Raw genomic sequence first — 6,071 nt, forward strand, 5'->3', positions numbered from 1 at the left:
CATCATTGTCGAACGTTCGACAATGGTGCTTCGCTAGGGATGTGAGGAAGACATGCCGCAGTTGCTATTGGAAGCGCACTATTTCGCGGTGTCGGTCGCCGAGCGTAATGCGGCAAATGCCGCCGGAAACGCCCTCCCTGTCGGCGTGCTGCGGTTCGCGCACTCTGCTGGTGGTCATAGGCACTGGCTGGAGGAAGATGTGTATGTATCGGGTAAGCGCGAGGCCAGAAAGATCGTGGCTGAACGTGGCGCAAAGGCATGGAATTTCTGAAATCATCCCCGAATGTCGGAAAGATCATGACCAGCAATCTCCCGCCTATCCGCCAGGATCTGTCACCGGCCATGGTCGCCGCCCTAATCAGCTATGCTGAGGGACGCCCTTGGCATCATCTGTCGGGGCGATCCATGCACGGGGGTGCATCTGGCACCGTGTACGGCTTGTCACGTCGGGGCCTGTTCGACCCAACTAAATACGAGCTTACCCCCGACGGCTGGATGGAGGCGCATGCGCTGGTCGCGCATAGTAACCAGCGCCGGCAGTCGCGCTGACCGTTTCCACCAGTTAGGTCTTGAGGTCGAAGCGGTAGGAGACACCGTCCTTCTCGCGCGTGATCGCGCCCTTCTTCAGATCCTTCAGTGCGAAGGTGTCCGAGAAGGCGACATATCTTGGGTCCTTCGACGGATCAGGATAGGGCACCAGGGCCTGAAACCGTAACTCGATCTTGCCGCCGGTGATGCGTGCGGCCAAGGCGCGGCTTCCCTCGCAGTCCAGCGTCTTCCGCCAGGTCGGCCCGTCGAAAGCCGTGTCCTGCATCATCACATGGATGGCAGGGGAGACGGAGACGGTCACGCGGTAGTCATAAAGGTCGACCTTCGCTCCGGCCGTCGGAACGGGCTTATCCTTGGTCTCACATGCTTCCTTCAGCAGCGCCCGCTCTGCTGGCACCGCATCTGTCTCACTGCCACCGTAGGCGGGGTTGGCCAGGGACAGTGCGGTCGCTGTGATTGCCAGAACGAGCAGATGCTTCATGGTTCCCCCAAGAGGTAAGCGCCAACCTTCTAACCGCACTGTGGGAGCCCTGCAACTGGCACTGCCGACAGGGCAAGAGTACGGTCGGATCTGGCATAACGGTCGCGACAGTGGCGTTGGTCAATATATGTCCAGGGCCTGGAGTTGCATAGGATCGCTCATTTGCCTGAAGCGGCACCGAACATCCAGAAACCCCAAGATCAACTGAGCGTTATAATATTGCAGTGCATGAACCAGATCATGCCCCGTCGTGCTGACCGAATAACCGATCGGCCCACCACACCACCGCGCTTCATGGATCAGCTCATTGCGAAGGCCGCTGAGGACAGTTGCGTCGCCTGCGCCGAACGCAGTCGGCATCGGCGATCCATATTTCTGGCCGAGCACGCCTGGGCGCCTGCCATGTGGATTGCGATTATTGAGGCTGCCGAACGCCGGATCAGTGAGGCACGCCAGCCTATAGATGTTATCCATCACCGTGTATTGCCAAGCGAAGCGGTCATGCTGTTGACGGTAGGAATGCGCCGTCAAATGCCAGTGTATTGCTGAGAATGCGAGGGATCGGACCTCTGGCGGCTGTGACAGCCAAAAGTTCAATGCATGTCTCAGAACCACGAGGATATCCCGTTTATCTGCATAGAATGGGCTCAGAGTTCGTTCCTTCCACGGGGTGGCCATGAGATGTCCGGTTCCCTGCGGGGTGAGTTTCAGGCCGAGACAGAAGCCCAGCACCAACACGAGAAAATCGCCCTGGTCGGCGTCATAGGCATGGCCCGTAACAGTGAGACAGTGGGTGACAGGGAGTGCGAACCGTTCGCAGGGAAGGTCAACGCCCTCTGTCGATGAGTGCTCAACAGGCGGATGGAACCATTCAGGTCCAAGTGATCCAGCGCGGCGTACCTCGTCGACGGCCTGTGTAAATCGCTGAACCGGCCTGATTTCAAATAGTTCATCCCCGAACTCAGTATTCCTGTCCCACCAGCCAAAAAGGTAGCGGGCCAGCCGAACCGATGCTTCTTCTGCTGCGTCGCTATGGACCATTTGGAACACCGTTGTTAGCCATATGCCTGTTCGCATGAACCTACAATAGGTCTGAAAACGAACAATAGTCATTGTGCATTCATTGGAAAAATAGGACAAAAATGGCATTTTTCCTCGCTTTTCTATTTTTTATCAATTGGTTGCGAGAGGACAGGACCTGCTTGGTGGCCCTGGTCTGCTGACGTCCAAGGTTCGCCGTGGTCCACCTACTCATACCGTTGATCGAAGGACATGCCACAGATACACTCGCCGCGGGCAACTAGGTTATGGTCCAGCGTATTGAGGGATGGCGCGGCGCTTTCATGGGGGGATCGGCCGCCGTCGGTCGTCGTCTATCGTCGGTCGGCCGGTGACGACCGTGGCGGACCCGGTCCTGGTGGACTGGGTCAGGGCGCCGGCGGCGGGGCGACTTATCCCACCCGAGTTTGTCTGGATCGTGCCGAAGGGCCGTTATCACCCCTGCAAGCCGCGCCGAGCGTCAGCATGGTTGGCCATGGCCTAGTTGGGGCGACACCGACGCCGCCGTGGCCCTGTTCGACTATGCGCCCTGCTGTCGGACAACCATCGCGTCGCACGTCAGGCCCAGCCCGCACCCCTTCTCATGGCTTTCAGCCACGCGGGGGCGCAGGCGCGGCCCGCTACGACGCAATGGTCATTCGCCATCCTGCCGCATGACGTCGGGGCACACGGCGACGCTGGTGTCGCCCCAACCCGGAGAAGCACCATGTCCACGATCATCGGCACCATTCGCAAGACTGAAGACGGCAGCTATCGCGGCAACCTCAAGACCCTCACCGTCCGGGCGGAGATCGACATCGTTCCCCTGGACAATCCTGGCCCCAATGGCCCCCACTTCCGCATCTTCGCCTCCACCGGTTTCGAGGCCGGTGCGGTCTGGCGCAAGACGTCCCGGACCAACGGCACCCCCTACCTTTCCTTCAAGATCGACGCGCCCGAGCTGCCCCAGACGCTCTACGGCAACATGGGCCGCCAGCCCGGGCAGGATGACGAGGACGTCCTGTGCCTCATCTGGTCACGCGATTGACCCGGTGCGCGGGGTCGGCCGCCAAGTCGACCCCGTGCGCCTCACCCCGCCGGCGCCGGCCAGGTCTTCGTGCAGATCCTGGACGCTAAGTGCGGCCGTACTGGAGCACGCGGCGTCAGCGTGGGTGCAAATGCTTGCGCAGCAGAGGGGCGGAGTGTGAGCGAGGGAAGCGGCCGCCTCAATGAGGCGCGGTGCCCCCAATTTTGCCGCAAGCGACAAAATCGGCTCCCCCACGCCCCGCTGCGCGGCGCCTTCGGCGTCATTGACCCGTCCGCTTCCCCCGCCCGGTGGCCTGCCCATCTACAACTTCAGCAGATGGAGCAGACCATGAGCCATTTCGACAACGACACCATCCTGATCGACGGCGACAGCGACGAGGCTTTCCGCCGGCAGGCGGCCCTCCCGGCCCGACAGGGCGACCCGGACCTGGACGCAGCGATCTCAGCGTTGGAGGCCAGCTGGGGGCGGTGAGCCCCCTCTTCCAGGCCGCCACCTGCTCCTTCTGGGCGGGTGGCGGTTGTTGCGCTCTTTTGGTGGGGTTGAGAACAAAAACAGAACATCGTATGGTGACGGCTCCGCGGCATGACCACGCCGCATTTGCCAGTGTGACGTCCATGGACCAGGCCGAAGGAAAGGAAGGGGCGGGCGGAGAGCGAGAGATCCGCACCCTGGAGGATAAGGTGGAGCGTCTGTTCTGGCAGGCGGCCGCCGCCGAACGATTGCTGGACGGCGTTCTGCGGCGGATGGGCGTTGACCAGGCGGCCATTACCCATGTTCATCAGGCGCAGAGCATGGACCTTGTCCACGGAATTGGTGCCGCCAATCTGGTGCATGAATGGTTGACCGGTGAAAGCCTCTGGAGCCAGTACGAGGACAGCATGTGCGGACGATACGCCATCACCGCTGCACCCAGCGATCTGCGGGCCCTGTTCGGGACGTCGAACCCCCTGGTCAATTTCGATCCGAATTACAACGCCGCGCCCACCCAGGCCCTGCCGGTGGTCCGCCTGCACCCCAAGGAAGGCACGCGGCACCTGGACCTGCTGCAATGGGGCTTGGTGCCGTCCTGGGCCGATCCGGCCAATCGCGGGCCGCAGCCGACCAACGCCAGGGCGGAGACGCTCCTGGAGAAGCCGATGTTCAAACAGCCCTTCCAGCGTGGCCAGCGTTGTTTGATCCCGATGAACGCCTTCTACGAATGGAAGAAGCTGGGGAACACCAAACAGCCCTATGCCTTCGCCCTGCGTGGGCGGGAGCCATTCGCGGTGGCGGGCTTGTGGGAATGGAAGAAGCTGGCCGGAAACGAGGTTCTGCGCTCGTTCACCGTCATCACCGGCAAGCCGAATGAACTGGTCCAGGATGTTCATGATCGGATGCCGATGATACTGCCTGAAAGCGCCTGGTCCACCTGGCTGGGCGAGATTCCGAACGCGATGCCGGACAGCGTGTTGAAGACCTTGCCGGCCGAACTGATGCAGGCCTGGAAGGTCGATGTGAAAGTCGGGTCCGTGAAGAACAACAGCCCCGATCTTCTGGAACCTTTGCCGGAATAGTCGGATAGGGCAGGGCCTGAAACACAGAAGGCAACAAGGAGTATGGGGGGCCGCCCCGCCTTGGCGGGGCAACCGGTGTCTCCTTCGGAGCCGCCGGTTGTCCGAACGGTACCAGTTCTAAGGGTCCACCGCGGCCTATGGGCCGCGCCAGACCCTAAGAACTGCCGAGCCCCGCAAGCGGGTCTCGGGCTATCGCGTAGGGTTCGGACGGGGGCTGCTCCCGGCCGCAGTGCCGGTCGGTGCCCATCAGCCTGCGGGACGCGCGTTATTCGCTGGCGGCCGCCTGGTTCTGCCCCACCTCCACCAGCTCACCCGTCGTGACGGGGAGGGATGGGGCCTGGAGGAGGAAATAGTTCACGCAGAAAATCCGGATCGCTCCTGTCAGGGAGGCCGCACCCCGCTTGACGTCCAGCACGTTCAGCGCCTCGGTGAGTGACCGTTTCTCCGTTTCCGCGATCAGCTCAATGGCATCCCAGAACGCTGGCTCAAGGCGCAACGAAGTTCGCCGACCGCCAATGTAAATATTCCGAATAATCGTTTTCTGCGTCAGGTCGATTTGAAACAGCGGGTGGGCCGGGGGAGGGGAGGACGACGGGGTTGGCTTGCGGAGCGGCGGCATAGTCTTGTAACGAGAGTTATTGTTTTGAAATACATATCATAGCGCGAGACGTGACGCTATGGCCGCGATGCCAAGTTTCTTCGTCGGCGCTGCCCAGTTGGTGCTGAGAAGCGGTGTCGGGCTGACGCCCGACGAGATGTTCGTTGTCATTTCCGGCGCCTGCCGTCGCTCGCGTGGATGCGCTGGCGGAAAGCGGGGCAGCAAATGCCGGTCAGGCAGCGCGGCCGCGTCCGTCGCAGGTCCTCCGGCCCCGCGCCAGCCGCACCCGAGCCACCCTCCCTTTCCCATTTGCCGCCCCCCTCTCCGCCAGCGCTTTAAAATCCACGCGACGGCAGGCTCCGAGAATGAAGCAAACACCACATTGATAGTCATTTCTCGCTACGCTCGAATGTCATCAAATAAATGCTCTGGCTCACCAAAAATGAGAGCATTTGTTATGCCAAGTTGTTAGGTAATATTACTTTTCTTGAGGTTTTTAATTGCTTCTCTCTTTATTGGTGTTTTGTTATAGTAATCGTGTTGGTGTTCTCTAGTTGATGGTGCTTTCGTTGCTGCTGGATATTCGGTTTCCTCTCGCGGTTGGCGATGTCGTCGACATCTTGAACGAGCGCGACCCGCGTGCCGGCAGAGGCTGGGTAATCACCCACATTGATGGCGACCTGGCGCTCATGCAGCGGCATCCAGACTTCCAGTGCTGCTCAGGCCCAGGGATCGGGCGTCATGTCCGGGACCTCGCACCAACCAGATACAGACACATGCGCCAGGTCGATCCAGCCGATCTCC

9 protein-coding genes are annotated in these 6,071 nt (G+C 60.9%); 5 read left to right on the plus strand and 4 right to left on the minus strand.

The window, feature by feature from the left end; translation table 11 throughout:
• Positions 1–52 precede the first annotated feature (52 nt).
• A complete protein-coding gene (locus Q0072_RS04045; protein ID WP_298326093.1) occupies positions 53–271 on the plus strand; it encodes a hypothetical protein in 219 nt (72 codons plus the stop codon).
• Entirely contained in the window at positions 259–549 is a 291-nt protein-coding gene (locus Q0072_RS04050) for a hypothetical protein (RefSeq protein WP_298326096.1), read from the plus strand. Before Q0072_RS04045 ends, Q0072_RS04050 begins: the two co-directional genes overlap by 13 nt.
• A gap of 13 nt (positions 550–562) precedes the next feature.
• Here the strand turns inward: Q0072_RS04050 and Q0072_RS04055 are convergent, their stop codons facing one another.
• Complete coding sequence (locus tag Q0072_RS04055) at positions 563–1,030, minus strand: hypothetical protein (RefSeq protein ID WP_298326099.1); 468 nt, start codon at positions 1,028–1,030, stop codon at positions 563–565.
• Between the two features lie 120 nt (positions 1,031–1,150).
• Positions 1,151–2,071: a hypothetical protein gene (locus Q0072_RS04060; protein ID WP_298326102.1), complete on the minus strand. Its 921-nt coding sequence runs from the start codon at positions 2,069–2,071 to the stop codon at positions 1,151–1,153.
• 724 nt (positions 2,072–2,795) lie between these two features.
• Between Q0072_RS04060 and Q0072_RS04065 the strand changes: the two genes are divergently transcribed.
• The 3 genes from Q0072_RS04065 (at position 2,796) to Q0072_RS04075 (ending at position 4,669) form a co-directional block, all read left to right on the plus strand.
• Positions 2,796–3,116, plus strand: a complete 321-nt coding sequence (locus tag Q0072_RS04065) for a DUF736 domain-containing protein (protein ID WP_298326105.1) — start codon at positions 2,796–2,798, stop codon at positions 3,114–3,116.
• A gap of 327 nt (positions 3,117–3,443) precedes the next feature.
• Positions 3,444–3,587 (plus strand): hypothetical protein, encoded by a 144-nt coding sequence (locus Q0072_RS04070; protein WP_298326108.1) that lies wholly within the window; start codon positions 3,444–3,446, stop codon positions 3,585–3,587.
• A 143-nt stretch (positions 3,588–3,730) separates the two neighbouring features.
• Positions 3,731–4,669: an SOS response-associated peptidase gene (locus tag Q0072_RS04075; protein WP_298326117.1), complete on the plus strand. Its 939-nt coding sequence runs from the start codon at positions 3,731–3,733 to the stop codon at positions 4,667–4,669.
• Positions 4,670–4,934: 265 nt separating this feature from the next.
• Here the strand turns inward: Q0072_RS04075 and Q0072_RS04080 are convergent, their stop codons facing one another.
• Both Q0072_RS04080 and Q0072_RS04085 read right to left on the minus strand, forming a co-directional pair.
• On the minus strand, positions 4,935–5,288 hold the full coding sequence (locus Q0072_RS04080; protein ID WP_298326112.1) for a ribbon-helix-helix domain-containing protein: 354 nt from the start codon (positions 5,286–5,288) through the stop codon (positions 4,935–4,937).
• A gap of 491 nt (positions 5,289–5,779) precedes the next feature.
• On the minus strand, positions 5,780–5,968 hold the full coding sequence (locus Q0072_RS04085; protein ID WP_298326115.1) for a hypothetical protein: 189 nt from the start codon (positions 5,966–5,968) through the stop codon (positions 5,780–5,782).
• Between the last annotated feature and the right edge of the window lie 103 nt (positions 5,969–6,071).

This window comes from Asticcacaulis sp. (genome assembly GCF_027484505.1).
In the GTDB taxonomy this organism is placed as follows: Bacteria; Pseudomonadota; Alphaproteobacteria; order Caulobacterales; family Caulobacteraceae; genus Asticcacaulis.

Coding starts and splice junctions, on each gene's coding strand:
- Q0072_RS04045 (WP_298326093.1), top strand. CDS start 53: ATGCCGCAGTTGCTATTGGAAGCGCACTATTTCGCGGTGTCGGTCGCC.
- Q0072_RS04050 (WP_298326096.1), top strand. CDS start 259: ATGGAATTTCTGAAATCATCCCCGAATGTCGGAAAGATCATGACCAGC.
- Q0072_RS04055 (WP_298326099.1), bottom strand. CDS start 1,030: ATGAAGCATCTGCTCGTTCTGGCAATCACAGCGACCGCACTGTCCCTG.
- Q0072_RS04060 (WP_298326102.1), bottom strand. CDS start 2,071: ATGGTCCATAGCGACGCAGCAGAAGAAGCATCGGTTCGGCTGGCCCGC.
- Q0072_RS04065 (WP_298326105.1), top strand. CDS start 2,796: ATGTCCACGATCATCGGCACCATTCGCAAGACTGAAGACGGCAGCTAT.
- Q0072_RS04070 (WP_298326108.1), top strand. CDS start 3,444: ATGAGCCATTTCGACAACGACACCATCCTGATCGACGGCGACAGCGAC.
- Q0072_RS04075 (WP_298326117.1), top strand. CDS start 3,731: ATGGACCAGGCCGAAGGAAAGGAAGGGGCGGGCGGAGAGCGAGAGATC.
- Q0072_RS04080 (WP_298326112.1), bottom strand. CDS start 5,288: ATGCCGCCGCTCCGCAAGCCAACCCCGTCGTCCTCCCCTCCCCCGGCC.
- Q0072_RS04085 (WP_298326115.1), bottom strand. CDS start 5,968: ATGCCGCTGCATGAGCGCCAGGTCGCCATCAATGTGGGTGATTACCCA.